This window comes from Streptomyces sp. NPDC034037 (assembly GCF_055575715.1).
In genome coordinates, this window is the sequence record NZ_JBVISC010000007.1 from 25,144 (window position 1) to 49,273 (window position 24,130).

24 protein-coding genes are annotated in these 24,130 nt (G+C 73.4%); 18 read left to right on the forward strand and 6 right to left on the reverse strand.

The window, feature by feature from the left end; genetic code table 11:
• Nucleotides 1-34: 34 nt before the first annotated feature.
• The 8 genes from ald to ACZ516_RS24115 all read left to right on the forward strand — a co-directional run bounded on the left by ald (nucleotide 35) and on the right by ACZ516_RS24115 (nucleotide 7,880).
• The gene (ald, locus tag ACZ516_RS24080; RefSeq protein WP_358587758.1) at nucleotides 35-1,150 is read left to right on the forward strand and encodes an alanine dehydrogenase; all 1,116 of its coding nucleotides are present in this window, start codon (nucleotides 35-37) and stop codon (nucleotides 1,148-1,150) included.
• 324 nt (nucleotides 1,151-1,474) lie between these two features.
• Complete coding sequence (locus tag ACZ516_RS24085) at nucleotides 1,475-2,647, forward strand: ParA family protein (RefSeq protein ID WP_358587756.1); 1,173 nt, start codon at nucleotides 1,475-1,477, stop codon at nucleotides 2,645-2,647.
• Nucleotides 2,632-3,219 carry a hypothetical protein gene (locus ACZ516_RS24090; RefSeq protein ID WP_469011623.1) on the forward strand — a complete coding sequence of 196 codons (588 nt, stop codon included), beginning with the start codon at nucleotides 2,632-2,634 and terminating at the stop codon, nucleotides 3,217-3,219. Before ACZ516_RS24085 ends, ACZ516_RS24090 begins: the two co-directional genes overlap by 16 nt.
• 18 nt (nucleotides 3,220-3,237) lie before the next feature.
• On the forward strand, nucleotides 3,238-4,212 hold the full coding sequence (locus ACZ516_RS24095) for a segregation and condensation protein A (protein ID WP_361088173.1): 975 nt from the start codon (nucleotides 3,238-3,240) through the stop codon (nucleotides 4,210-4,212).
• Nucleotides 4,209-4,862 (forward strand): SMC-Scp complex subunit ScpB, encoded by a 654-nt coding sequence (gene scpB, locus ACZ516_RS24100; protein ID WP_469011624.1) that lies wholly within the window; start codon nucleotides 4,209-4,211, stop codon nucleotides 4,860-4,862. The genes ACZ516_RS24095 and scpB overlap by 4 nt, the downstream gene beginning before the upstream one ends.
• An 11-nt stretch (nucleotides 4,863-4,873) precedes the next feature.
• Nucleotides 4,874-6,064 (forward strand): pseudouridine synthase, encoded by a 1,191-nt coding sequence (locus ACZ516_RS24105; RefSeq protein ID WP_358587749.1) that lies wholly within the window; start codon nucleotides 4,874-4,876, stop codon nucleotides 6,062-6,064.
• An 80-nt stretch (nucleotides 6,065-6,144) separates the two neighbouring features.
• Nucleotides 6,145-6,879: an NUDIX hydrolase gene (locus ACZ516_RS24110; protein ID WP_469011625.1), complete on the forward strand. Its 735-nt coding sequence runs from the start codon at nucleotides 6,145-6,147 to the stop codon at nucleotides 6,877-6,879.
• Nucleotides 6,876-7,880 (forward strand): ADP-ribosylglycohydrolase family protein, encoded by a 1,005-nt coding sequence (locus ACZ516_RS24115; RefSeq protein ID WP_469011626.1) that lies wholly within the window; start codon nucleotides 6,876-6,878, stop codon nucleotides 7,878-7,880. Before ACZ516_RS24110 ends, ACZ516_RS24115 begins: the two co-directional genes overlap by 4 nt.
• 10 nt (nucleotides 7,881-7,890) lie before the next feature.
• Here the strand turns inward: ACZ516_RS24115 and ACZ516_RS24120 are convergent, their stop codons facing one another.
• The gene (locus ACZ516_RS24120; RefSeq protein ID WP_469011627.1) at nucleotides 7,891-8,625 is read right to left on the reverse strand and encodes a nucleotidyltransferase domain-containing protein; all 735 of its coding nucleotides are present in this window, start codon (nucleotides 8,623-8,625) and stop codon (nucleotides 7,891-7,893) included.
• Between the two features lie 351 nt (nucleotides 8,626-8,976).
• Here ACZ516_RS24120 and aroH point away from each other — a divergent pair, with 351 nt between their 5' ends.
• The 5 genes from aroH to der all read left to right on the forward strand — a co-directional run bounded on the left by aroH (nucleotide 8,977) and on the right by der (nucleotide 13,507).
• The gene (gene aroH / locus ACZ516_RS24125) at nucleotides 8,977-9,339 is read left to right on the forward strand and encodes a chorismate mutase (RefSeq protein WP_361079193.1); all 363 of its coding nucleotides are present in this window, start codon (nucleotides 8,977-8,979) and stop codon (nucleotides 9,337-9,339) included.
• Nucleotides 9,336-10,421, forward strand: coding sequence for a prephenate dehydrogenase (locus tag ACZ516_RS24130; RefSeq protein ID WP_361079190.1), 1,086 nt, complete (start codon nucleotides 9,336-9,338; stop codon nucleotides 10,419-10,421). Before aroH ends, ACZ516_RS24130 begins: the two co-directional genes overlap by 4 nt.
• Nucleotides 10,422-10,547: 126 nt before the next feature.
• The gene (gene cmk, locus ACZ516_RS24135) at nucleotides 10,548-11,243 is read left to right on the forward strand and encodes a (d)CMP kinase (RefSeq protein WP_358586908.1); all 696 of its coding nucleotides are present in this window, start codon (nucleotides 10,548-10,550) and stop codon (nucleotides 11,241-11,243) included.
• Complete coding sequence (locus ACZ516_RS24140) at nucleotides 11,201-11,902, forward strand: lysophospholipid acyltransferase family protein (RefSeq protein WP_358586906.1); 702 nt, start codon at nucleotides 11,201-11,203, stop codon at nucleotides 11,900-11,902. The genes cmk and ACZ516_RS24140 overlap by 43 nt, the downstream gene beginning before the upstream one ends.
• 126 nt (nucleotides 11,903-12,028) lie before the next feature.
• On the forward strand, nucleotides 12,029-13,507 hold the full coding sequence (gene der, locus ACZ516_RS24145; RefSeq protein WP_358586904.1) for a ribosome biogenesis GTPase Der: 1,479 nt from the start codon (nucleotides 12,029-12,031) through the stop codon (nucleotides 13,505-13,507).
• 86 nt (nucleotides 13,508-13,593) lie between these two features.
• On the opposite strand, the gene ACZ516_RS24150 is transcribed toward der, so the two are convergent.
• Complete coding sequence (locus ACZ516_RS24150) at nucleotides 13,594-13,968, reverse strand: hypothetical protein (protein WP_358586902.1); 375 nt, start codon at nucleotides 13,966-13,968, stop codon at nucleotides 13,594-13,596.
• 120 nt (nucleotides 13,969-14,088) lie between these two features.
• Nucleotides 14,089-14,868 carry a hypothetical protein gene (locus tag ACZ516_RS24155; RefSeq protein ID WP_358586900.1) on the reverse strand — a complete coding sequence of 260 codons (780 nt, stop codon included), beginning with the start codon at nucleotides 14,866-14,868 and terminating at the stop codon, nucleotides 14,089-14,091.
• A gap of 557 nt (nucleotides 14,869-15,425) precedes the next feature.
• Between ACZ516_RS24155 and ACZ516_RS24160 the strand changes: the two genes are divergently transcribed.
• Nucleotides 15,426-15,956 (forward strand): LysM peptidoglycan-binding domain-containing protein, encoded by a 531-nt coding sequence (locus ACZ516_RS24160; RefSeq protein WP_469011628.1) that lies wholly within the window; start codon nucleotides 15,426-15,428, stop codon nucleotides 15,954-15,956.
• Here the strand turns inward: ACZ516_RS24160 and ACZ516_RS24165 are convergent.
• The 3 genes from ACZ516_RS24165 to ACZ516_RS24175 are packed head-to-tail and all read right to left on the reverse strand — an operon-like array spanning nucleotide 15,937 to nucleotide 19,803.
• Complete coding sequence (locus tag ACZ516_RS24165; RefSeq protein WP_469011629.1) at nucleotides 15,937-16,620, reverse strand: ABC transporter ATP-binding protein; 684 nt, start codon at nucleotides 16,618-16,620, stop codon at nucleotides 15,937-15,939. The two genes, ACZ516_RS24160 and ACZ516_RS24165, sit on opposite strands and share 20 nt — an antisense overlap.
• Entirely contained in the window at nucleotides 16,617-19,256 is a 2,640-nt protein-coding gene (locus tag ACZ516_RS24170; protein WP_469011630.1) for an ABC transporter permease subunit, read from the reverse strand. The genes ACZ516_RS24165 and ACZ516_RS24170 overlap by 4 nt, the downstream gene beginning before the upstream one ends.
• A gap of 4 nt (nucleotides 19,257-19,260) precedes the next feature.
• Nucleotides 19,261-19,803, reverse strand: a complete 543-nt coding sequence (locus ACZ516_RS24175; protein ID WP_469011631.1) for a hypothetical protein — start codon at nucleotides 19,801-19,803, stop codon at nucleotides 19,261-19,263.
• Between the two features lie 190 nt (nucleotides 19,804-19,993).
• Between ACZ516_RS24175 and ACZ516_RS24180 the strand changes: the two genes are divergently transcribed.
• The 4 genes from ACZ516_RS24180 to ACZ516_RS24195 all read left to right on the forward strand — a co-directional run bounded on the left by ACZ516_RS24180 (nucleotide 19,994) and on the right by ACZ516_RS24195 (nucleotide 24,097).
• Nucleotides 19,994-20,521, forward strand: coding sequence for an MTB12 C-terminal domain-containing protein (locus ACZ516_RS24180; protein ID WP_361079175.1), 528 nt, complete (start codon nucleotides 19,994-19,996; stop codon nucleotides 20,519-20,521).
• On the forward strand, nucleotides 20,496-21,791 hold the full coding sequence (locus ACZ516_RS24185; RefSeq protein ID WP_469011632.1) for an ABC transporter substrate-binding protein: 1,296 nt from the start codon (nucleotides 20,496-20,498) through the stop codon (nucleotides 21,789-21,791). The genes ACZ516_RS24180 and ACZ516_RS24185 overlap by 26 nt, the downstream gene beginning before the upstream one ends.
• Before the next feature lie 165 nt (nucleotides 21,792-21,956).
• Nucleotides 21,957-23,219, forward strand: coding sequence for a glycosyltransferase family 4 protein (locus ACZ516_RS24190; protein WP_361079169.1), 1,263 nt, complete (start codon nucleotides 21,957-21,959; stop codon nucleotides 23,217-23,219).
• Nucleotides 23,216-24,097, forward strand: coding sequence for a hypothetical protein (locus tag ACZ516_RS24195; RefSeq protein WP_469011633.1), 882 nt, complete (start codon nucleotides 23,216-23,218; stop codon nucleotides 24,095-24,097). Before ACZ516_RS24190 ends, ACZ516_RS24195 begins: the two co-directional genes overlap by 4 nt.
• Nucleotides 24,098-24,130: the final 33 nt, after the last annotated feature.

Sequence of the window (24,130 nt, forward strand, 5' to 3'; positions counted from 1 at the left end):
GAGAAATCCCCTGAGCCAAGGACCGTGATCGACGATGAAGGTCGGCATCCCCCGCGAGGTCAAGAACAACGAGTTCCGGGTGGCCATCACCCCCGCCGGCGTGCACGAGCTGGTGCGCCACGGCCACCAGGTCGTCATCGAGCGGAACGCCGGCGTCGGCTCCTCGATCACGGACGAGGAGTACGTCTCGGCCGGCGCCCAGATCCTGGACACCGCCGACGAGGTCTGGGCCGCCGCCGACCTGCTCCTGAAGGTCAAGGAGCCCATCGCGGAGGAGTACCACCGCCTCCGCAAGGACCAGACCCTCTTCACCTACCTCCACCTGGCCGCGTCCAGGGAGTGCACGGACGCGCTCCTGGAGTCGGGCACGACCGCCATCGCGTACGAGACCGTCGAGACCGCGAACCGCGCCCTGCCGCTGCTCGCCCCGATGTCCGAGGTCGCGGGCCGTCTCGCCCCCCAGGTCGGCGCCTACCAGCTGATGGCCGCCAACGGCGGCCGCGGCGTCCTGCCGGGCGGCGTCCCGGGTGTGGCCGCGGGCAAGGCGGTCGTCATCGGCGGCGGCGTCTCCGGCTGGAACGCCGCGCAGATCGCCATCGGCATGGGCTTCCACGTCACCCTGCTCGACCGGGACATCAACAAGCTCAAGGAAGCCGACAAGATCTTCGGCACGAAGATCCAGACGGTCATCTCCAACGCCTTCGAACTGGAGAAGGCCTGCCTGGAGGCCGACCTCGTCATCGGCGCCGTGCTGATCCCGGGCGCCAAGGCCCCGAAGCTCGTCACCAACGAGCTGGTCTCGCGCATGAAGCCCGGAAGTGTCCTTGTCGACATCGCGATCGACCAGGGCGGCTGCTTCGAGGACTCGCACCCGACCACGCACGCCGAGCCGACCTTCCCGGTGCACAACTCGGTCTTCTACTGCGTCGCCAACATGCCCGGCGCGGTCCCCAACACCTCCACCTACGCGCTGACCAACGCGACGATGCCGTACATCGTCGAACTGGCCAACCGCGGCTGGGTCGAGGCCCTGCGCCGCGACCCGGCGCTGGCCCTGGGCCTCAACACCCATGACGGCAAGGTCGTTTACAAGGAGGTCGCCGAGGCCCACGGGCTCGACCACGTCGAGCTGGAGTCCCTCCTCGGCTGACGCGCGCGCCCCGCGTCAACGAAAGTCGTCAATCTCACGCCAGCGGCCGGACCTTGAGAGGGGTCCGGCCGTACGCGTATCGGTGGCGACCCGGTCAACTCGCCTTGAACGTAACCCTTTAACCGATTCGCCCCGCCGAGAAACGTGCCGCGGGCAAGCCGCATGCCCTTGACATCGAGGTGTCTCTTTGCCGACACATCGGGTCCGGTCCGGCGGATTGTGTTGCTGCGGAGCGGTGACACGCCATAGAGTCGCCAACCGTCGGCATGGTGCCACGCTGACCTATCGAGAAGTTTCCTGGTCACCAAGGAGGTAAGACGACTTGTGAATGAGTCGACATTTGCTCCCGGGGGTGGTCAACCAGGAACCTCTGTGCGGGGCCAAGGACCCGTCGGGCTCCAGGCCGTCGGCTCCGTCGCTGTCCGAACCTTCGAAGCCCGGCAGAGCCCCCAGCCGACACAGTCAGCACCCCAGAGCATGGATGGCCATCACGTGAACGCCATGGCCGGCGACCGGAGTGGCGATAACACCCACACCCACCTCGCCGACTACGAGGAACTGCCCCAGGGGCACTTCTACGACCCCGACGCCGAGTACGAGCCCGATCCGGAGTACGCGGCCACGCTCGCGCCCGACGCGGCCCGCCAGCGCCGCGAGCGCATCGGCCCCACGGGGCGCCCGCTGCCGTACTTCCCGATCCCCGGGCCGCTGACCGACCACGGTCCGGCCAAGATCATCGCGATGTGCAACCAGAAGGGCGGCGTCGGCAAGACGACGTCGACCATCAACCTGGGCGCCGCCCTCGCGGAGTACGGGCGCCGGGTCCTGCTCGTCGACTTCGACCCGCAGGGCGCCCTCTCCGTGGGTCTCGGGGTGAACCCGATGGAGCTGGACCTGACGGTCTACAACCTCCTCATGGAGCGCGGCATGTCCGCCGACGAGGTGCTCCTGAAGACGGCGGTCCCCAACATGGACCTGCTGCCCAGCAACATCGACCTGTCGGCCGCCGAGGTGCAGTTGGTCAGCGAGGTCGCGCGCGAGTCCACGCTCCAGCGGGCGCTCAAGCCGCTGATGCAGGACTACGACTACATCGTGATCGACTGTCAGCCCTCGCTCGGCCTGCTCACCGTGAACGCCCTGACGGCGGCGCACAAGGTGATCGTGCCGCTGGAGTGCGAGTTCTTCGCGCTGCGCGGCGTGGCCCTGCTGACGGAGACCATCGAGAAGGTCCAGGAGCGGCTCAACCCCGAGCTGGAGCTCGACGGCATCCTCGCGACCATGTACGACTCCCGCACGGTGCACAGCCGTGAGGTGCTCGCGCGCGTGGTCGAGGCCTTCGACGACCACGTCTACCACACGGTCATCGGGCGCACGGTCCGCTTCCCGGAGACCACGGTCGCCGGCGAGCCGATCACCACGTACGCCTCCAACTCGGTCGGCGCCGCCGCCTATCGTCAGCTCGCCAGGGAGGTGCTCGCCCGGTGTCACGCCGAGTGAGTCTGCCCGGGGCCGACGAACTGTTCCGTACGACCGGGGGGACGGCCCTTCAGGCGTCCTCCCCGCGGCGCCCGGCGAACGGCGAGGCGAGAGTGCCCGCCCCGGCGGGCGAGAGCGACGGGAGCGCCGCCACGGCCGACGGGACGGCGCGCGCCGACAGCGGCGAGGCGGCCGAACACGCGGCCACGGACGCGGAGTCCGGGGCCGAGTCCCGCAGCCGCTCCGCGAACGACGCCGACAAGGGCGCGGGGCGCCGCCCGGCAGGGGCGCAGGAAGGTTCTGCCGCCCAGGGCGGCAAGTCCGGTGGCTCGTCGAGCGCGCAGGCGCGGCGCCGGGCACGGGCGGCCAACCGGCGCCCGAGCGGCCGCGAGCGGCACGACGAGAAGATCACGGTGTACGTCTCCGCCGAGGAGCTGATGGACCTCGAACACGCGCGGCTGGTGCTGCGCGGGGAGCACGGGCTCGCGGTCGACCGCGGGCGGATCGTGCGCGAGGCCGTCGCCGTCGTCCTCGCCGACCTGGAGTCGCGGGGGGACGCGAGCATTCTCGTACGACGGTTGCGCGGGCGGTAGGGGTAGCGTTCCCGCCTGATGGCCACGAACGACGACCCCGCACCGCCCGCCCGTCGGCGCCCCCTGGGGCGGGGGCCCGGGGAGCCGCCCGCGGAGGCGGAGCCGGGTCCCGCCGCGGAGCCGGAGTCTTTCGATCCGGAGCCCGCCGAGCCCGCGCCTTCCGATGCGGAGCCGTCCGCCGAGCCCGATGACGGCCGCTTCAAGGTCCGGCTGGCGAACTTCGAAGGCCCCTTCGATCTGCTGCTCCAGCTGATCTCCCGGCACAAGCTGGACGTGACCGAGGTCGCGCTGTCCCAGGTGACCGACGAGTTCATGGCGCACATCCGGGCCATGGGGCCTGACTGGGACCTCGATCAGACGACCGAGTTCCTCGTCGTCGCCGCCACGCTCCTGGACCTGAAGGCCGCGCGGCTGCTGCCCGCCGCCGAGGTCGAGGACGAGGCCGACCTGGCGCTGCTGGAAGCGCGGGACCTGCTCTTCGCGCGGCTGCTCCAGTACCGCGCGTACAAGCAGATCGCGGACATCTTCAACGAGCGGCTCGCCGCCGAGGGCCGCCGCTATCCGCGCACCGTCGGCCTCGAGCCGCACCACGCCGAGCTGCTCCCGGAAGTCGTCATCAGCATCGGGGCACAGGGCTTCGCCAAGCTCGCCGTGCGGGCGATGCAGCCGCGCGCCGAGCCGCAGGTGTACGTCGACCACATCCACGCCCCGCTGGTCTCCGTGCGGGAGCAGGCCGCTCTGGTGGTCGCCCGGCTGCGGGAGCGGGGGGAGATGGAATTCCAGGTCCTCGTGGCGGACGCGGGGGACACCCTGACCGTCGTCGCGCGTTTCCTGGCCCTCTTGGAGCTGTACCGCGAGAAGGTCGTCGCCCTGGACCAGGAGAACCCCCTGGAGGAGCTGATGGTGCGCTGGACCGGCGGTGACAGCGCCGAGGAGCCGACCGTGACCGACGAGTTCGACCGGGCCCCCGAGCCGATGGAGGAGAAGGCGTGAGCGAGCACCCCGCGGGCGACCTGGCCGGCGCCGTCGCGGAGCTGGAGCTGCGGCCCGCGCTGGAAGCCGTCCTGATGGTCGTCGACGAGCCGGCCACCGAGGAGCATCTGGCGAAGATCCTCCAGCGGCCCCGGCGCGAGGTGGCGGACGCGCTGCGTGCGCTCGCCGACGAGTACACCGCGCAGCGGCGCGGCTTCGAGCTGCGGCTCGTCGCCGGCGGCTGGCGGTTCTACACGCGCCCGGAGTACGCCACCGCCGTGGAGGGCTTCGTGCTCGACGGGCAGCAGGCGCGGCTCACCCAGGCTGCTCTGGAGACCCTCGCGGTCGTCGCGTACCGCCAGCCGGTCAGCCGTTCCAGGGTCTCCGCGGTGCGCGGGGTGAACTGCGACGGCGTGATGCGCACCCTTCTCCAGAGGGGTCTGGTCCAGGAGGCGGGCGCGGAACCCGAAACAGGTGCGATCCTGTACAGGACGACGAACTACTTTCTGGAGCGGATGGGCCTGCGTGGCCTGGACGAGCTCCCGGAGCTCGCGCCCTTCCTCCCCGAGGCGGACGCGATCGAGGCCGAGACCCAGGAAGGCGTTCCGTCGTTCGACCCGGACGCACCCGATGCGCCGGGGTACGAGTACACCCAGGACACAGCCGACTAAACGGAACTTTGATGCGAAGCAGCAACGGCAGGAACAGCAGCGGAAACAACGGCGGGAGCCGTGGTGGCAACAGCGGCGGCCGTGGCAGCAGCGGTGGCCGCGGCAATTACCGGGGTGCCGGTAACGGCCGCGACGACCGGCAGGGGCCCAAGCAGGGCGGCAAGCCGGGCGACAAGCGGGACGACAGGCGCGACGACAAGCCGAGCCGGCCGAGCAAGCCGCGCCCCGAGGAGCGCCGCTACGACGTGGGCGGCTCCGACGCGGTCTTCGGCGCCGGGGCGCGCAAGGGCCGCGGCGCGGCCGCGCGCGGTGGCGCCAAGGGCGGCCCCCGCACCTCCCAGGGCACCGGCGCCCGCGGCAGCCGCCGCCCGGCCCCCGCGACCTCGCGGGAGTTCGACACCCGCCAGGAGGAGCGCAACCGCGAGCGGTACGCGGACAAGCCCAAGGTGAACCTCCCCAAGACCTTCCCGGGCGCCGAGCAGGAGGGCGAGCGCCTGCAGAAGGTCCTGGCCCGCGCGGGCTACGGCTCGCGCCGCGCCTGCGAGGAGCTGGTCGACGAGGCCCGCGTCGAGGTCAACGGCGAGATCGTCCTGGAGCAGGGGTTGCGCGTCGACCCCGAGCGGGACGAGATCAAGGTCGACGGCCTGACGGTGGCCACGCAGTCGTACCAGTTCTTCGCGCTGAACAAGCCCGCCGGCGTCGTCTCCACCATGGAGGACACCGAGGGCCGGCAGTGCCTCGGCGACTACGTGACCAACCGTGAGACGCGGCTGTTCCACGTGGGGCGGCTCGACACCGAGACCGAGGGCGTCATCCTGCTCACCAACCACGGCGAGCTGGCGCACCGCCTGACCCACCCCAAGTACGGCGTGAAGAAGGTCTACCTCGCGCACATCGTGGGCCCCATCCCGCGTGACCTGGGCAAGCAGCTCAAGGACGGCATCCAGCTTGAGGACGGGTACGCCCGCGCGGACCACTTCCGCGTCGTCGAGCAGACCGGCAAGAACTACCTGGTCGAGGTCACCCTGCACGAGGGCCGCAAGCACATCGTGCGGCGCATGCTCGCCGAGGCGGGCTTCCCCGTGGACAAGCTGGTGCGGGTCGCCTTCGGGCCGATCACCCTGGGCGACCAGAAGTCGGGCTGGCTGCGGCGCCTTTCGAACACGGAGGTCGGCATGCTGATGAAGGAAGTCGACCTCTAGGCCTTCACCCCCGTCCGGGGCTTGTGACCGCCCGCCCACCCCCTTTATAGTCCTGGTGACCATAAAGGGGGTGGGTGGGCATGTCCGTGTCCGGGACCTACGACAAGTACGCCTTCGAGCCGTTCGCCGTCACCGTGGACCTCGCGGTGTTCACCATCCGCGAGGGCGCGCTGCACGTCCTGCTCGTCGAACGCGGCGAGGAGCCCTACGCGGGGCGCTGGGCGCTGCCCGGCGGCTTCCTGCTGCCCGACGAGTCCGCGGAGAGCGCGGCGCAGCGCGAACTGGCCGAGGAGACGGGCCTCGCGGACGTCGGGGGACTGCATCTGGAGCAGGTGCGCACCTACAGCGCCCCGGACCGCGATCCGCGCATGCGCGTCGTCTCCGTGGCCTTCGCGGCGCTCGTCGCCGACCCGCCCCAGGTGCGCGGGGGCGGTGACGCGGCCCGCGCCGCCTGGCTGCCGTACCACCCGGCCGCCTACCGACCGCTCGCCTTCGACCATGACCGGATCCTCGCCGACGCCCACGAACGCGTCGGCGCCAAGCTGGAGTACACGGGCCTCGCCACCGCCTTCTGCCCGCCCGAGTTCACCCTCGGCGAGCTGCGGCAGGTCTACGAGGCGGTGTGGGGCGCCGAACTGGACCCTGCCAACTTCCGGCGCAAGGTCGTCGGCACCGCCGGCCTCGTCGAGGCGGTCCCCGGTGCCGCGCGGCTGACCGGCGGACGCGGCAAACCCGCCGCGCTCTACCGCGCGGGCACCGCCACCGCCCTCCACCCGCCCCTGCTGCGCCCCGCCTCGGAAGGACAGCCCTCATGAAGCGCGCCGCCACCGGAACCCTGCTCGGCCTCGCCCTCGGGGACGCGCTCGGCTTCCCCACCGAGTTCAACGACGTACCGTCGATCCTCGCCAAGTGCGGCCCATGGCGGGACATGGAGCTGCCGAAGCCGGCCTTCATCACCGACGACACGCAGATGACCCTCGCGCTCGCCCGCGCCCTTAAGGCCGCCGCCGCACGCGGCCTGTGCGGACCGGAGCGGTTCGCCCTGCTCGCCCGCCGGGAGTTCGTCGCCTGGAACGAGTCCCCGGACAACAACCGTGCCCCGGGCACCACCTGCATCCGGGCCTGTGAACTGCTCGCCGACGAGGAGCGGGCCTGGCGCGACGCCAGCCAGACGCACTCCAAGGGGTGCGGGGCCAACATGCGCGTCGCGCCGCTCGGCCTCCTGCCCGGCCTGGACGACGAGGTGCGGGCCGGCGCCGCGCAGCTCCAGTCCGCGCTCACCCACGGCCACCCCACCGCGCTCGCCGCGAGCGACCTGACGGCGTACGCGGTGCGCCTGCTGGCCCGGGGCACGGAGCCGATGGGCCTGGTCGGCCTGTTGCGCTCGTACGCGCTGGAGAACCGCACCCACTACCGGCAGGCGTGGCTCGGTGACCTGTGGAACCGCTCGCGGGCGTCCTCGCCGGAGCGGTTCATCGCCCACGGCTGGGACGAGTGCCTGGCCGTCCTCGAACGGCTGGCGGGCGCGCTGCGGGCCGCCAACCCGGAGACCGACCCCTGCCTGGCCACCGGCGCGGGCTGGATCGCCGAGGAGGCCCTGGCCACCGGGCTGCTGTGCTTCCTGATGTTCATCGACGAGCCGGTCACCGCGCTGCGCAGGGCCGCCTGCACCTCGGGCGACTCGGACTCCGTGGCCTGCCTGGCCGGGGCCTTCGCGGGCGCCCACTTCGGCGCCGACGCCTGGCCCGCCGACTGGGTCGAACGCGTCGAGCACCGCGACGAGCTGCTGGCGTTCGGGGCGCTCTGGGACGCCTGAGCGGGCGCCCTCAGGCGTCCAGGGCCGAGGCCCGCCGGGCGCGCACGAGGAAGTCCGCGACCCGCTCCCGGTCCGGCTCGGCCGGCAGGGGGCTGTGCCGGGCCGCCTCCCGCGCCTGCTCCGTGAGGCGGCCCATCCACGCCTCGACCTCGCTCCAGGGCATCTCGCCGCGCTTGACCGCGAGGAGCGGCTCCCGCTGGTCGCCGACGTCGATCGTCAGCCGCCCGGTGCGCAGCACGTCGCGGCAGGACGTCAGCAGCCGCAGCAGGTGCATGGCGTGCTTCCAGCGGGGGGCGCCGTGGAGCCGGATGTCCGCCTCCAGCTTCTTGCGCTGGCCGAGCGCGTAGCCGGTGAAGGTGTCGTGGACCCGGCGGGAGAGGAACGCCTCGCGCAGCGCCAGCAGCTCGCGGCCGGTGTCCGTGACGTGTTCGACGTGCGGGGAGTGCAGGCACTCCAGGATGTTCGGATTGGCGCGCAACGCGAGTTCACAGAAGCGTTCGAGCTCCCAGCTGAACTGCTCGTCGGCGGGCCCGTCGAGGTGCGTCGGCGGCTTCTCGAAGCGCCAGAACAGCGCGGTCGGGGCCTGGAAGACGCCCCTGCGGTCGGTGTCGCTGCCCTCCGTGGCCAGACCGAAGGCCCGCGAGCCCATCACGCAGGCGTAGACGGTGTGGTCGCGGACCAGGGCCAGATCCGCGTCCCTGCCGGAGCCCGGGCCGAGGGCCGGGGCGAGGTCCTGGGGCTGCATGCGGGGAGCGTACGGCGCCCCGCGGGCGAGGTCGTGCGAATTTCCGGCGGGCCCGATCGCACGGCGGCCCGGTCCGCTCCTCCGACGCCCCGTCCGGTCCGAGTGGCGACCGGCTCCGGACGGCGCGACATTGTTCCCGAGGCGCCGGACCGAGCGGCGCCGGACCGAGCCGCCGGGGAGGCCGGAGCCGCTCCCGGGCAGGCCGCGAACGACATGGCCCGGGCGGCGGCCCCCCGACCCGGCGAGGCGCGCGGCGCCCGTCTCGGCAGACGGGCGCCGCGCGCTCCCGCCCGGGGCGCTGACTACGCTTGCCGTACAACAGTCATACGTACGCGAGCGAGGAGCAGCACTGTGGCGGTACGAGCGGTCCGGGGCGCCGTCCAACTGGACAAGGACGAGGCCGGGCACATGGGGGAGCAGGTCAGCGCGCTGCTCACCGCCATCCTCGAGCGCAACGGACTGACCGGGGACGACCTGATCAGCATCTGGTTCACGGCCACACCCGACCTGCACTCCGACTTCCCGGCGGCCGCCGCCCGCGGCCTCGGCATCGTCGACGTGCCGCTGATCTGCGCCCAGGAACTGGACATCGAGGGCGCCATGCCCCGCGTCGTCCGCGTCCTCGCGCACATCGAGACCGACCGCCCCCGCGCCGAGATCGCGCACGTCTACCTCGGCGCCGCCGCAGCCCTCCGCAAGGACATCGCCCAGTGAGAACCGCCCTCGTCATCGGCACCGGCCTGATCGGCACCTCCGCCGCCCTGGCCCTCGCCTCCCGCGGCGTCGCCGTCCACCTCGCCGACCACGACCCGGCGCAGGCCCGCACCGCCGCCGCGCTCGGCGCCGGCAGCGACGAAGTCCCCGAGGGACCTGTCGACCTGTGCGTCGTCGCCGTGCCGCCCGCGCACGTCGCCGCAACCCTCGCCGACGCCATGCGGCGCGGCGCCGCCCGGGCCTACCTCGACGTCGCGAGCGTCAAGGGCGGCCCCCGCCGCGAGCTGGAGGCGCTCGGCCTCGACCTCGCCCCGTACATCGGCACGCACCCCATGTCCGGACGCGAGCGCAGCGGCCCGCTCGCCGCCACCGCCGACCTCTTCGAGGGGCGGCCCTGGGTGCTCACCCCGACCCGCGACACCGAGACCGAGGTGCTCAACCTCGCCCTGGAGCTGGTCGCGCTCTGCCGGGCCGTCCCCGTCGTCATGGACGCCGACGCCCACGACCGCGCGGTCGCTCTCGTCTCCCACATGCCGCACCTGGTCTCCAGCATGGTCGCGGCCCGCCTGGAGAACGCCGACGAGACGGCGGTACGGCTGTGCGGCCAGGGCATCCGCGACGTCACCCGGATCGCCGCCTCCGACCCGCGGATGTGGATCGACATCCTCTCCGCCAACCCCGGCCCGGTCGCCGACCTGCTGGCCCAGGTCGCCGATGACCTGGCGGAGACCGTGACGGCGCTGCGCGCCCTGCAGTCCGCCGACCAGGACAAGCGGACCGAGGGCGCGGCGGGCGTCGAGGCCATGCTGCGGCGCGGCAACGCCGGGCAGACCCGGGTGCCGGGCAAGCACGGGTCGGCCCCGGCGGCGTACGAGATCGTCGCCGTGCTCATCGACGACCAGCCCGGCCAGCTCGCCCGCATCTTCGCCGACGCGGACCGCGCCGGCGTCAACATCGAGGACGTCCGCATCGAACACGCGACCGGCCGGCAGGCGGGCCTGATCCAGCTCATGGTCGAGCCGAAGGCGGCGCCCGTGCTCGGCGCGGCCCTGCGCGAGCGGGGCTGGTCGATCCGGCGGTAGGCGGGCCCGGCGGGGCGGGCCGCCGAAGGGGCTGTCGGGGCAGGGTGCGCGAGCCAGTAACCTTGTGCGGGGCGTGCGCACGCCCCGCCACCCCGCTCCGAGTACTGCGAAAGGTGCCCGCCCCCCGTGGAAACCGCAGCAACCGCCTCCCCGGCAGCCGTGATCGTCGCCATCGACGGTCCCTCCGGCACGGGCAAGTCGAGCACCTCGAAGGCCGTCGCCGCCCAGCTCGGTCTCAGCTACCTGGACACCGGTGCCCAGTACCGGGCGATCACCTGGTGGATGGTGCACCACGGCATCGACCTCACCGACCCGAGCGCGATCGCCGCCGTCGCGGGCAAGCCCGAGATCCTCTCCGGCACCGACCCGCTCGCCCCGACCATCACGGTGGACGGCACGGACGTGGCGGGCCCCATCCGCACCACCGACGTCACTTCCAAGGTCAGCGCGGTCAGCGCCGTCCCCGAGGTGCGCACCCGGATCACCGAGCTGCAGCGCTCCATCGCCGCGTCGGCCGAGAAGGGCATCGTCGTCGAGGGCCGGGACATCGGCACCACCGTGCTGCCCGGCGCCGACCTGAAGATCTTCCTCACCGCCTCTCCCGAGGCGCGCGCCGCCCGCCGCTCCGGCGAGCTGAAGGGCGCCGACGTCAAGGCGACCCGGGAAGCCCTGATCAAGCGGGACGCGGCCGACTCCAGCCGCAAGACGTCCCCGCTGGCCAAGGCCGACGACGCCGTCGAGGTCGACACCACCGAGCTCACGCTCCAGCAGGTCATCGAGTGCGTCGTCACCCTCGTCGAGGAGAAGCGGGCCGCCAAGTGACCCAAGGTGCTGCCGAGCGGGGCGCCGGCGAGCGCGGTGCGGAGGTCGGCCGCCGAATCGGCGTCGGCCTCATGTACGGCCTGTTCAAGCCGCGCGTACTGGGCTCCTGGCGGGTCCCGGTCCACGGCCCCGTGATCCTGGCCGTCAACCACGCGCACAACGTGGACGGCCCGATGGTCATGGGCGTCGCGCCCCGGCCGACGCACTTCCTGGTCAAGAAGGAGGCGTTCGTCGGCCCGCTCGGCCCCTTCCTGGACGCCATCGGCCAGGTCAAGGTCGACCGCGCCGTGGCCGACCGGACCGCCATCACCCGGGCCCTCGGCGTCCTGGAGCACGGCGGCGTCCTCGGGATCTTCCCCGAGGGCACCCGGGGCGAGGGCGACTTCGCGTCGCTGCGCGCCGGACTCGCGTACTTCGCCGTCCGCTCCGGCGCCCCGATCGTCCCGGTCGCGGTCCTCGGCAGCACCGACCGGCCCGGCCGGCTGATAAAGCAGCTGCCGCCGCTGCGCAGCCGGGTCGACGTCGTCTTCGGCGACCCGTTCCAGGCGGGCGAGAGCGGCGGGCGGCGCACGCGCAAGGCGCTGGACGAGGCGACCGTGCGCATCCAGGAGCGGCTCTCCGCCCACCTGGAAAACGCCAGGCGCCTGACCGGGCGCTGAGCGAGACTTAACAGGTCGAGCCTTCACGGGGTCGGGCCTTATCCGGACGAGACTTATCAAGTAGTGCCCCGGCCCGCACAGGACCGGCGCACCGATCACCACGATGAACGACGAGGTACGGACTTCATGAGCGACCAGACCCAGCCCGAGGGCGACGGCTTCGCCGACCACGACCACGGGGCGCTCGGCGACGCCGAGTACGCGCAGTTCATGGAGCTGGCCGCCGAGGAGGGCTTCGACGTCGAGGACGTCGAGGGCGCCCTGGAGGAGGCGGGCCACGGCCCGCTCCCCGTCCTCGCCGTCATCGGCCGCCCCAATGTCGGCAAGTCGACCCTGGTGAACCGCATCATCGGCCGCCGCGAGGCCGTCGTGGAGGACCGCCCCGGCGTCACCCGCGACCGCGTCACCTACGAGGCCGAGTGGGCGGGCCGCCGCTTCAAGCTGGTCGACACCGGCGGCTGGGAGCAGGACGTGCTCGGCATCGACGCGTCGGTCGCCGCCCAGGCGGAGTACGCCATCGAGGCCGCGGACGCCGTGGTCTTCGTGGTCGACGCCACGGTCGGCGCCACCGACACCGACGAGGCGGTCGTACGCCTGCTCCGCAAGGCCGGCAAGCCCGTCGTCCTGTGCGCCAACAAGGTCGACGGCCCCTCCGGCGAGGCCGACGCCACCGCCCTGTGGGCGCTCGGCCTCGGCGAGCCGCACCCCGTCTCCGCGCTGCACGGCCGCGGCACCGGCGACATGCTGGACGCCGTCCTGGAGGCGCTGCCCGAGGCGCCCGAGCAGACCTTCGGCACGGCCATCGGCGGCCCCCGCCGCATCGCGCTCATCGGCCGCCCGAACGTCGGCAAGTCCTCGTTGCTCAACAAGGTGGCGAACGAGGACCGCGTGGTCGTCAACGAAATGGCGGGCACCACCCGCGACCCGGTGGACGAGCTGATCGAGCTGGGCGGCATCACCTGGAAGTTCGTGGACACGGCGGGCATCCGCAAGCGCGTCCACCTCCAGCAGGGCGCCGACTACTACGCCTCGCTGCGTACCGCCGCCGCCGTGGAGAAGGCGGAGGTCGCGGTGATCCTCATCGACGCCTCCGAGACCATCTCCGTCCAGGACCAGCGCATCGTGACGATGGCCGTCGAGGCGGGCCGCGCGATCGTCGTCGCGTACAACAAGTGGGACACCCTGGACGAGGAGCGCCGCTACTACCTGGAGCGGGAGATCGAGACCGAGCTGGCCCAGGTCGCCTGGGCGCCGCGGGTCAACGTCTCGGCGGCCACCGGCCGGCACATGGAGAAGCTCGTCCCGGCGATCGAGGCGGCTCTCGCGGGCTGGGAGACGCGCGTGCCGACGGGCCGGCTGAACGCGTTCCTCGGCGAGATCGTCGCCTCCCACCCGCACCCGGTCCGGGGCGGCAAGCAGCCCCGCATCCTCTTCGGCACCCAGGCTGGCACGAAGCCGCCGCGCTTCGTCTTCTTCGCGTCGGGCTTCATCGAGGCGGGCTACCGCCGCTTCCTGGAGCGCAGGCTGCGCGAGGAGTTCGGCTTCGAGGGCACGCCGATCCACATCTCGGTGCGGGTGCGCGAGAAGCGCGGCCGCAAGAAGTAGGCGCCGCTCCAGCGAGTACGCGAATGCCCGGCTCCCCTTTTCGGGGGCCGGGCATTTCGCTTGCTCGGCGTGCGGCGCCGGGGTGCTCAGTACTCGCGGCGCGGGGCCGGTGGCAGGGCCGCGAGGAACGAGTGGTGGCCGGTGGACTGGTGGTCCTGCTGGCCGTAGCGCGCCATGTGCAGCTGGCCGAAGGAGTTCTGGCGCGGGTCGTGCCGGGCGTCGAACCGTCCGTCGCCGCGGTGCTGCGTGCCGTACGGCCCGGTGCCGAAGGCGGTGAACCCCAGATTCTCCTCGCCGCTGCGGTCGCCCGGCAGGGTCCTGAAGGCCCGGCGGTACTCCGAGTACAGCGTGTCGTAGATCGGTGTGGCCGAGCGCTCGCCCGTCGGGTCCTGCGCCGAGCGCATGGACGGGATCGGGTTCTGGTACGTCGGCCGGTGGCGGGAGGGGTCGTATGTGTGCACGTCTGTGCCAACGAAATCGTGGGCCTACGGATGCGGGGGCCGCGCCGCTTTCCGGGGACCGGTCAGTAGTGTGACCGGCGCGTTCGCGGCTCGGGGCGGCGCGCGGGCAGCCGTTTTCCGTCAGGTTCCGGCGAGCGGCATCGTGCAGGCGACGAGCCGCCCCTGGGCCGCCGTCCGGTCCAGGGCCTCCCGCAGCAGGTCCTCGCGCGGCTGCCGGCCGATGGAGCCCGCGGGCGCGGCGAAGAGCAGCACGCTCTGCGTCTTGTTCGCCGCGGCCCGCCAGGCCTCGGTGACGTGCAGCGGCTGGTGGGCCTGCCACCAGGCGACGGGGGCGCCGCCGCCGGTGCCGGGCTGCAGGACGGCGTGCAGCTGGCCCATGGCGAGCAGCACCGACCAGCCGTGCAGCACGGGCGGCACGCCGTCGAGGGAGGGGGTGGGCAGGAAGCCCTGCTCGATCAGGAGCGGCAGGAACTCGTCGCCGTCGTCGGGGGCGGCGCCCGGGCGGGCGATGGGGCCGGTGGGTTCGACGACGAGCGCGGGGCGCAGCTCGCCCTCGATCAGGACCAGGCCGCTGGTTACGCCGAGCACGGCCTGGCTGGGCTCCTCGCCGGGCCCTTCTGCGTTCTCGCCGGTGATGGACCGCACGGCGCCCTGGAGCTGCTCCTCGGAGACCGTGACGATCTGGGAGGGCAGGCAGGTGGCGTGGGCGAAGGCGAGCACGGCGGTCTCGTCGCCGACGAACAGGACCGTGCTGGTGCGTTCCTGCTCGGAGTCGCCCGGGGTGCGGCAGGACGTGCAGTCGTAACTGCCCGGGGCGTTGTCTCCGGCGAGCAGCCGGTCGGCTTCTTCGTCGCCGATCTCGGCGCGTACGTCGTCGCTGACGTCGAGCATGCGCGGCACGGGGTGGCTCCTCGGGATCGGCACATGGGTGCTTCGGGTGATGTCCGGCGGGCCGGGTGATGTCCCGGCTCATGAGAAGACAACGGTGGATCAGCGGCGCAGGTCACGGATGGACGCGAACGGAATCGAACCACCGGCGGGGGAAGGCGATTCGGGCGCGGAAAGCAGTCTCCGGGCACCAACAGCCTTGCAGAACAAGGGAGTTGAGCCGACGAGGTGAGGCGAGGGTCGGTGATCCCGCTGGCCGATAAATACGGATATCAGGCAATGAGGGGAAGGGTGGGGGAGGGTGGGGATGGCCGAGAGGTGGCTGGGGTTGGCTGAAAGACGCCGATACGTGTGGTGACGCGCGGCGCCGCCCCGGCGCGATCGGCCGACCGGCCCGGAGGGGGAGCCGCCGTCCGGGTGGGCTCGCGGGGGCGCGGCGGCGCGGCATGCGCCGGAGCCGCGGCGGGGCTGCCTAGCGTGGCCCGATGCATCTGACGCATTTTGGGCATCTGACGCATTTCCGTCATACGGGGCGTCCAAGGCCGACGCACACTCTGAGGTCTCTGGCCGTGGTCGTGGGCGTGGCCCTGGCCGCGGTGGCGCTGCCGTCGGCCGCCGCGTCCGCGGCTCCGTCACCGCCGCGGAACGTTCTGGTCAAGGCGTACGAATGCCCCGTGGGCAAGGGCCGGTGGAACTGCCTCGCCGAGTGCGAGAGCAACGGGCGGTGGGACGCGAACACCGGCAACGGCTTCTACGGAGGGCTCCAGTTCTGGCAGCCGACCTGGGAGGAGCACGGCGGACTCAAGTACGCGCCGCGCGCCGACCTGGCGACCAAGGAGGAGCAGATCATGGTCGCCGAGAAGGTGCTGCGCACCCAGGGGTGGAAGGCCTGGCCCACCTGCTCCAAGAAGGTGCGGATCGAACGGTTCCACGGGCGGGGGCACGTGGTGGCCTCCGGTGAGACGCTGAGTTCGATCGCCCGCCGGTACGCCGTCGTGGGCGGCTGGCAGGCCTTGTACCGGGCCAACCGGGTCGTCGTGGGAGCCAACCCCGACCGGCTCGGCGTCGGCACGAAGCTCGTCATTCCCGGGCGGTCCTGAACTCCGCCGCTTCCGCGCTGAACACCACCGCGCCCCGGCGCACCTCATGGACCACCACGGTCACAGCCGCCCGTCTCGCGCGTTCGCGCAAGGCGGGCGGCAGCCGTTGTTCGGCGACGATCACACAGGCGCCCCGGGTGCAGAGATCGGCCAGGAGCGTGTACGTGCGCGCCGCGACGGACGGCGCCATGCCCTGCGTCGGTTCGTCCACGAGGATCACCGGGGCCCGTGAGAGCAGGGCCCGGGACAGGGCCAGCATGCGCTGTTCGCCGCCCGACAGGGTGCCCGCGCGGCGGGGGAGCAGCGGGCCCAGCTCCGGGTAGGCGCTCAGGGCGCGGCCGAAGTCGCCGCCGGGACGGGCCCGTTCCAGGTTCTCCGCGACGGTGAGGGAGGGGAACACCGCCTGGCGGTCCGGTACGAAGCACAGGCCTCGCGCGGCCCGCTCATGGGCGGGCCGGCGGGTGATGTCCCGGCCGTCGAGGAGGACGGCTCCCGAGGTGAGGGGGAGCGTGCCGGCCAGGGCGCGCAGAGCGGTGGTGCGTCCGGAGCCGTTGCGGCCCACAAGGACGGTGAGGGCGGCGGCGGGCGCGGCCAGGCAGACGCCGTGCAGGGCCTCCAGGGGGCCGTGGCGCACGCGGGCGTCGCGCAGTTCGATGCCTTTCACGCGGTATGCCCCTCCGTAAGGCGGGCAGCGGGACCCGACGCGGTGATGCGGCCCGCCGTCAGCACGTGCACGGTGTCGGCGAGGTCCGCCACCAGGTCGAGGTCGTGTTCGACCACGAGGAGCGCCATGCCGTCGGCCGCGAGGGCGCGCAGCAGGAGGGCGAGCGCGGCGACCTCGGCCCCGTCCAGGCCCGCCGCCGGTTCGTCCAGGAGAAGGGTGTGCGGGGCGCCCGCGAGGGCCCGCGCCAGTTCCGTGCGGCGCAGGGCGCCGGTGGGCAGGGCGGCGGCGGGGTGGTCGCGCAGGTCCGTCAGGTCCAGCAGGCGCAGGGCGTGTGCGGCGGCCCGGTCGGTCCCGGCGCGGCCCTGTTCGGCGCCGACCAGGACGTTCTCGGCGACCGTCAGCGAAGGGAAGACCGCCGGTTGCTGGCAGGTGCGGGCCACGCCGAGACGGGCCCGGGCAGGGGCCGGGAGCCGCGTGATGTCCCGGGCGCCGAGGGTGATCCGCCCGCTGTCGGGCCGTAGGGCGCCGGCGAGACAGTGGAAGAGGGTGCTCTTGCCGGCGCCATTGGGCCCGACGACCGCGGTGATCCGGCCTCGGGGGACGTGGAGGCTGACGTCGTCGAGAGCGGCGAAGCCCTGATAGGCGACGCCGAGACGCCGAACCCTGAGGGACACGTCACCGGGCACATTGACGGCCCGCGTGTGCCCGTGCCGGGGCGGCTTCGCGGGGCGGGGCCTCGGGGCTTGCTCGGTGGGTCGCGGAGGTCCTTGGGGGGTGGCGGCGGCGCGAGCGGGAGCGAGGGTTTCGCGGACCGAGGCGCCCAGGGGGGTCAGGCGGACCCGGGGACGCCGGCGCGGCAGGAGCGTCCGGAGGGCCTCGTAGGGCCCGCCGGGAAAGCGGCCGACCAGGACCGCGAGGACGCCGATCACCGCCGCGGCCACTCCGCCCCGCGCCCCCGCGTCCAGACCGACCAGCAGCGCCGCGCCCACCAGCGCGCCGAGCACGCTGTCGGAGCCGAGGACCACCACCGCCGCGAACCACAGCAGTCCCCGCACGGGGTCGTACGCCCCGGAGTCGAACGCCCGCTGCCCCATCGCCAGCATGCCGCCGCCCAGCGCGGCCAGCGCCGCCCCGGTCACGAACGCCGTGAGCTTCAGGGCGGGCACGGGCACTCCGGCGGCCGCCGCCCCCGCCTCGTGATCGCGCATCGCCGCCAGCGCGCGGCCGGCGCGGCCCCGGCGCAACGCGGTGACCAGGAGCAGCGCCCCGGCGAGGAGGGCGAGTTCCAGGACGTAGTACGCGCGGTCGCCGCCGAACCCGGCGGGGCGGTCCGGCGCCGGCCCCGAGGTGGCGTACGGCTGGGTGAAGACGAAGCGGCTGACGCCCACGCCGACCGCGAACGTCGCGAGGGCGAGCGCCAGGCCGTGCCGGCTGATCGCGGGCCACCCGGTGAGCAGGCCGAGCGGTGCGACGAGGAGGACGGCGGCGAACAGCGCCACCAGGTGCGGCAGCGCGGGCAGACCGGGGAAGCGGCCCGCCGCGAGAAGGGCGGTGAACAGGGCGCCGAGCCCCGCGTACGCGGCCTGCCCGAGGGAGATCTGGCCGCCGCGGCCCGTGACGATCACGAGGGACAGCAGGATCACCGCGAGCGCGGGGACCTGGACGGAGGTCGTCAGGTCCGGGCCGGCGAAGCCGAGGGGGAGGAGGAAGAGGACCGCCGCCACGATCCAGGCGCCCGGTGGGGTCGGCACCCGGGCCGTCGCCGTGCGGGCCAGCGCGTCCCGGGAGCCGATGCCCGGCATGATCAGCGCCGCGACCAGCAGGGCGATGACGAAGAGGTTCGCGCCGGCGGTCTGGAGGAGCTGCTCCAGCGGCCCCGAGGGGTGCAGCCGCGTCAGCTGGCTCTGGGCCACCCCGAGCCCGAGCGCCACCGCGACGGCGACGGGCAGGCTGCGCATCCCGGCCGCCACGGCGACCGCGACCACCTCCATCACCAGCAGCGGCATGCCGTACGGGTCAAGACGTACGTAGGGCGCGAGGAGTACGCCGGTCAGGTCCGCGGTGAAGGAGCCGAACGCCCAGCCGGCCGCCGCCACCCGGTCCGCGTCGACGCCGAAGAGCACGGCGAGCCCGCGGTTGTCGACGACGGCCCGCAGTTCGCCGCCGAGGCGGGTCCACCGGGTGCCCGCCCCCACGGCGGCGGCGAGCGCCACAGCCGCCCCCAGCGGGACCCACGGGTCGGCGGACAGGAGGGTGGGCGCGTCGTCGCGGGCGCCCGGGCCCCACACGAGGGCCGCCCCGCCGACGAGGAGCACGAAGACGCCGATCGAGGCCACCAGCGTCTGCGTGGGATCACCGCCGAGGACCGCCAGGGGGCGGAAGACGGCGCGGTCCAGGAGCAGGCCGATGCCGGGCGCCACCAGGAGCAGGGTGACGGCGGCGGCCAGCGGCAGCGGCCAGTGCCAGTCGGCGGTGAGCTGGCGCAGCAGGTAGGCGCAGACCATGGCGATCGCGCCGTGCGCGAAGTTGAGGACTCCCGTCGCGCGGTGGGTGACGATCAGGCCGATGCCGGTGAGGGCGGCGGCGCCGCCGACCGAGAGCCCGGCCAGAGTGAGGTCGTAGCTCAGGGACGCCATCGGCTCAGCGCTCCGGGGCGGGTGCGGCGGCGGCCGCCGGGTCGTCGGGCGGCCCGATGTCCGCGCCGGGGTCCGGCGGCTCGCAGATCGGGCAGGGGGCGAAGGCGGCCGGCGCCGGGGCCGCGGGGTCGACGGGCAGCACCCCGGGTCTGTCCGCGACGAGGGGGCAGTCGGCGCGGTGCCAGAGGGTGCCGCCCGGCACGGCGCACAGTTCCTCACTCGTCGCCAGGGGCGCGGGATCGCGTACGGGCATGTCGGCGGGGTCCGCCGTCACCAGCAGGCCGTACAACTCCTCGACCCGCGCCGCCGCGAGGGCGCTCTCGCCGTGGGTGAGCAGCACGGCGCCCGCGATGATCAGGGCGGCGCCCGGCACCGTGCACGAGGCGAGATAGGGCAGCTGCCGCTCGGCGAAGCGCTCCCCGGAGACGCCGTACCAGCCGAGTACGCACAGCACCGCGCCACCGGCGAGCGCCGCGCAGGCCGCCCACAGGACGGCTCGCGCGGCGCCCGGCCGGGCCGGGCCGGGCGCGTCTGCCGGTCGAGCCATCCGAGCTGTCCGAGCCATCTGAGCCGTCCGAGCCGCCCGCATCGAGGCCCCCCTGGGACACGTCGTCGGTCACGTCAGTGGTGTCGATGGTCTGTCCATGTCAGCCGATGGCTTGCACTATGCCCTTTGGAAGCTGACGCGGAAAGCTCCGGGCCCGGGCGGCCCGGACGGACACCCGGTGGTGAGCCAGATGGTGCGGGCAAGAGTGCGCGGCGCGGCGCTGGCGGCCGCCGCGGTCATCCTGATCGTCCCGACCGCTGTGGCCTGCGGCGACGACAGCGGGGGCGGGGACGGCGGCACCCCGCCCGAGCCGTCGGTGGAGAAGTCCTCGCAGCCCGCCGGGGGCGGCGCCGAGCCCGCCGACCCGGCGGCCGCGGAGGCGGAGGTCCGGGAGAACTGGGAGAAGTTCTTCGACCCCGAGGTCTCGCTGAAGGACAAGGAAGCCGTCCTGGAGAACGGCTCCAAGATGCGCGGCGTCCTCGAGGGCTTCAGCGGCGACGAGCGCGGCGAGCAGGTCGCGGCGGAGGTGGGGAAGGTCGCGTTCACCTCGGCCGAGGAGGCCGACGTCACCTACGCGCTGACCCTGAAGGGCGCCACCGCGCTGCCCGACGCCGCCGGCACGGCCGTCCACCAGGACGACACCTGGAAGGTGTCCGTCAAGACCCTCTGCGCGCTGGTGAAGCTGAGCGGGAATGCGTCGCCCGGTCCGGGCTGCTGAGGCGCTGCTGGCCGTCGCGCTCGTGCTGGCGGGCGCGGCCTGCGGGTCCCGGCTGCCCGAGGGCGACTTCGAGCGGCGCGGCAGGGCCACCGCGCCCGCCGACCGGGCACCGATCGAGGTCGGCGTCATCATCAGCGCGACCAGCCCGGTCGGCGGCGACGCGTTCACCGGGCCGCGCGACGGCGCCAAGGCCTACTTCGACCGGCTGAACGCCCGTGGCGGCATCGGGGGCCGCCCGGTGCAGGTGCGCACCTGCGACGACGGCGGCAGCGGCGTCGGCAACAACGACTGCGTGCGCGAGCTGGTGGAGGAGCACGAGGTCGTCGCCCTCGTGGCCACCGCCTCGCTGGACTACGCGGGCGCCGCGCGGGTCTCGCGGGCCGGCGTGCCCGACATCGGCGGCCAGCCGATCGGCGCCGCGTACGAGACGTACCCGCACCTGTACGGGATCTACGGCAGCCTCGCCCCGCGCGACGGCGAGCCGGGCTGGGACGGCATGCTCTACGGCGGCACCGAGGTCTACCGCTACTTCAAGCGCGAGCAAGGGGCGCGCACGGCCGCCGTCGTCTCCTACAACCAGGCCGCGTCCGCCGCGTACGCCCGGCTCGTCACCCGGGGCCTGCGGGCGGAGGGCTACGAGGTGGTCACGGAACAGGTCGACTTCGCCCTGCCGAACTTCCGCGCGGCGGCCGCCGATCTGAAGGAGCGGGGCGTCGACCTGGTCTTCGACGCGATGGACACGCACGGCAACGCCCGGCTCTGCGAGGCGATGGACGACGTGGGGGCCGAGGTCACCGCGAAGGTCACCAACGTACAGAACTGGACCTCGACCGTCGGCGACGACTACAAGAACGCGCCGCGCTGCCGCAACGCCCTGTGGGCCACCGGGTCGAGCAGGAACTACGAGGACAGCGCGCACCCGGCCGTCCGCGAGTTCCGCGCCGCCCTGCGGGGCGAGGCGCTCTCCCAGTGGCATCTGGAGGGCTGGGCCGCCGCCCGGTGGTTCACGGACGCCGCGACGTCCTGCCTGCGGGCGGCGGGCGGCGCCGTCACGCGCGGCTGCGTGGACCGGTTCATGAACCGCGGAAAGCCGTACTCGGCGCACGGCCTGCTGGTCCCCGTGACCTTCGAGCGGCGGACGCGGCCGCCCCGGCACCGCACGGCGTGCGTGTCGGTCGCCCGCTGGCGGGACGGGAAGGGCTGGGTCACCCAGGGCAAGGACATGAACGACAACTGCTTCGACGTCCCGCAGCTCGCCTACCGGCCCTGACGTGCGCGTCCACCGCGCAGGTCGCCCCCGTCCACCCGGCGGGCGCCCAGCTTTTCCGAAACAGGATGGTATTGGCACCCAACCTTTGGCCAGGAATGACCGTCTAACCCTGTGGTAGGTGGGCGAGGGGGACTGTCCGCACGGAAACACGGGATACGGGGACGCATGCACATTTCCTTCCTGATACACAACGCGTACGGGATAGGAGGGACGATCCGGACGACGTACAACCTGGCCAACACGCTGGCCCAGCAGCACGACGTGGAGATCGTCTCCGTGTTCCGCCACCGCGACGAGCCGGTGTTCGCGCCTGACCCGCGCGTGCGCCTGAGCCACCTCGTGGACACGCGCAAGGACAGCCCGGGCTACGAGGGCGAGGACCCCGACCATCTGCGCCCCGCCCGGACGTTCCCCAGCGCCGAGGGCCGCTACGCCCAGTACAGCGCGCTCACCGACCGGCGCATCGCCGCGCACCTCACCGCGCTGGACGCCGACGTCGTCGTCGGCACCCGCCCCGGGCTGAACGTGCACATCGCCCGGCAGGCCGCGCGCGGCCCCCTGCGCGTCGGCCAGGAGCACCTCACGCTGGACAGCCACTCCAAGGAGCTGCGCCGGCAGCTGCGCAGCGTCTACCCCCGCCTCGACGTCCTGACCACGACGACCGAGGCCGACGCCCGCGCCTACACGCAGAAGATGCGGCTGCCCGGCGTCCATGTGCAGGCCGTGCCCAACCCCGTGCCCGCGCCCGGCATCGAGCCCGCCGACGGCTCCCACAAGTGGGTCGTCGCCGCTGGCCGGCTCGCCCCCGTCAAGCGGTACGACCTGCTGATCAGGGCCTTCGACCGGGTGCGCCGCGAGCGCCCCGACTGGCGCCTGCGGATCTACGGCGGCGGCAAGCAGAAGGAGAAGCTGCGCGCCCTGATCGAGGAACTCGGCCTCTACAACCACGTCTTCCTCATGGGCCCCGCCCACCCCATCGAGCCCGAGTGGGCCAAGGGCTCCATCGCCGCCGTCACCTCCAGCCTGGAGTCCTTCGGCATGACGATCGTCGAGGCGATGCGCTGCGGCCTGCCCGTCGTCGCCACCGACTGCCCGCACGGCCCGGGCGAGATCATCGACAACGGTGTCGACGGACGCCTCGTGGAGGTCGGCAACCCCGACGCCATCGCGGGCGGCCTGCTCGAACTGATCAACGACGACGCGCTCCGCCGGCGCATGGCGGGCGCCGCGCTCCAGGACTCCGAGCGCTTCGACCCGGTCCGCATCGCCGAGCGCTACGACGCGATGTTCACCGGGATGATCACCCGGGGCAGCTCGTTCGGGGGCCGGATGCGCGGCTCCCTGCACCGTACGCGCGGCGCGCTGCTCGGGGGCGCGTACGCGCTGCGGGACCTCGGACGCGTACAGACGAAGGGATCGACCGCATGACGTCCTTGGCCACCTCGCGCCCCGCGTCCCCCGCCGGGGACGACCAGGAGGCGTCCACCGCGCCGCGCGCCGACTGCGTCGCCGACTCCGCCGGGGGCCTCACCTTCGACGTCACGGAACCGGCGGGGACCGGCACTCGGGACACGGTCCACCTGCTGCTGCGCCTGCGCGACCGCGACGACGAGGTCCGGCTGCCGCTCTCCCCGTCGGCCGACGGCCGGCTGCGGGCCGCGCTGCCCAGCACCGTCGACCTCGCCGAGGGGCGCTGGAACGCCTACGCGCAGATCGCGGGCGGCGAGCCGCGCCGCCTGCTGCCGGGCGTGAACGACCTGCGCTCCCTCGTGGACCGCGCGCCCAGCGGCAGCCGCGGCCATGTCGCGGTGCGCATCCCGTACGCCACGAAGCAGGGCAACCTCTCGGTGCGCAGCTGGCACCGGGCCCCGCACGCCGAGGCCGGTGAGATCGAGATCGACGACGCGGGCCTGACCGTGCGCGGACGCCTCTACGGCACCACGGCGAGTGACGCCGTCTACGCCGAGGCCGTCAAACGCGACGACCCCGGCCTCGTCCAGCGGGCCGAAGTGACCGCGACGGGCCCCGAGTTCACCTTCGCGCTGCGCCACGACCCGTTCGCGGACGGCGGGCCGGGGCCCTGGGACCTGTGGATCCACCCCGCGGGCGAGAGCGGACCGCGGGTGCGCCTGGCCCGGCTGCTCGACGACGTCGCCGACAAGAAGACGATCTTCACCTACCCCGTCGTGCGCCGCGAGAGCGCGCACGGGCCGGTCGAGACGGGCCCGTACTACACCAACGACAACGACCTGGCCGTCCGCGTCCGCGCCGTCCGGTCCGGGGAGGACTCCGCCGAGGAGAGCTGACATCGCGGACCGCGGCTGTCCTGAACCCGGGGC

Coding starts and splice junctions, on each gene's coding strand:
- ACZ516_RS24095 (WP_361088173.1), top strand. CDS start 3,238: ATGGCCACGAACGACGACCCCGCACCGCCCGCCCGTCGGCGCCCCCTG.
- ACZ516_RS24175 (WP_469011631.1), bottom strand. CDS start 19,803: ATGGCTCGACCGGCAGACGCGCCCGGCCCGGCCCGGCCGGGCGCCGCG.
- ACZ516_RS24190 (WP_361079169.1), top strand. CDS start 21,957: ATGCACATTTCCTTCCTGATACACAACGCGTACGGGATAGGAGGGACG.
- ACZ516_RS24180 (WP_361079175.1), top strand. CDS start 19,994: ATGGTGCGGGCAAGAGTGCGCGGCGCGGCGCTGGCGGCCGCCGCGGTC.
- ACZ516_RS24120 (WP_469011627.1), bottom strand. CDS start 8,625: ATGCAGCCCCAGGACCTCGCCCCGGCCCTCGGCCCGGGCTCCGGCAGG.
- ACZ516_RS24115 (WP_469011626.1), top strand. CDS start 6,876: ATGAAGCGCGCCGCCACCGGAACCCTGCTCGGCCTCGCCCTCGGGGAC.
- ald (WP_358587758.1), top strand. CDS start 35: ATGAAGGTCGGCATCCCCCGCGAGGTCAAGAACAACGAGTTCCGGGTG.
- ACZ516_RS24105 (WP_358587749.1), top strand. CDS start 4,874: ATGCGAAGCAGCAACGGCAGGAACAGCAGCGGAAACAACGGCGGGAGC.
- ACZ516_RS24185 (WP_469011632.1), top strand. CDS start 20,496: ATGCGTCGCCCGGTCCGGGCTGCTGAGGCGCTGCTGGCCGTCGCGCTC.
- ACZ516_RS24195 (WP_469011633.1), top strand. CDS start 23,216: ATGACGTCCTTGGCCACCTCGCGCCCCGCGTCCCCCGCCGGGGACGAC.
- der (WP_358586904.1), top strand. CDS start 12,029: ATGAGCGACCAGACCCAGCCCGAGGGCGACGGCTTCGCCGACCACGAC.
- ACZ516_RS24110 (WP_469011625.1), top strand. CDS start 6,145: ATGTCCGTGTCCGGGACCTACGACAAGTACGCCTTCGAGCCGTTCGCC.
- ACZ516_RS24170 (WP_469011630.1), bottom strand. CDS start 19,256: ATGGCGTCCCTGAGCTACGACCTCACTCTGGCCGGGCTCTCGGTCGGC.